The sequence below is a fragment of the Polaromonas sp. P4_H1 genome, assembly GCF_056400945.1.
Window position 1 is genome coordinate 1 of sequence record NZ_JBFUKG010000104.1, and the last position, 583, is coordinate 583.

The window sequence follows — 583 nt, forward strand, 5'->3', positions numbered from 1 at the left end:
CGCCGCAACTGTTTCTCGCGACCGGTGCCACCCGCTGGAACGATCCGAAGCAGTTTCCATGGACCATGGGCTGGCTGCCGAGCTACCACGCCGAAGCTGCGGCCTATGCGAAGTATCTTCTGAAGGAGAAGCCGGATGCCAAGATCGGCGTGCTCTATCAGAATGACGATTTCGGCAAGGACTATCTGAAGGGACTGAAGGAAGGTTTCGGCGACAAGGCGGCGTCAAGGATCGTGGCTGAAGCGAGCTACGAGGTTTCCGAGCCGACCATCGACTCGCAGATCGTCAAGCTGAAGKCCKCCGGCGTCGATACGCTGTTCTCCTTTGCTGTCGGAAAATTCGCCGCACAGTCGATCAAGAAAGTCGCCGAGCTCGGCTGGAAGCCGCTGCACATCGTGCCGAATGCGAGTTCGTCGGTGGGCAGCGTGATCCGTCCGGCAGGCTTCGAGAATGCGCAGGACGATTTGTCCGCGACCTTCGCCAAGGATCCGACCGATCCGCAGTGGAAGGACGATCCGGGCATGCAGAAGTTCTACGCCTATGTCGAGAAGTACATTCCGGAAGGCAAGGCGATGGAGAGCAC

At 59.2% G+C, this 583-nt stretch carries 1 protein-coding gene; it reads left to right on the forward strand.

Going from position 1 to position 583, the window contains the following annotated elements:
* A partial coding sequence (locus AC1DS5_RS25340; RefSeq protein ID WP_477721001.1) for an ABC transporter substrate-binding protein occupies window positions 1-583 on the forward strand: 583 nt, incomplete at both ends.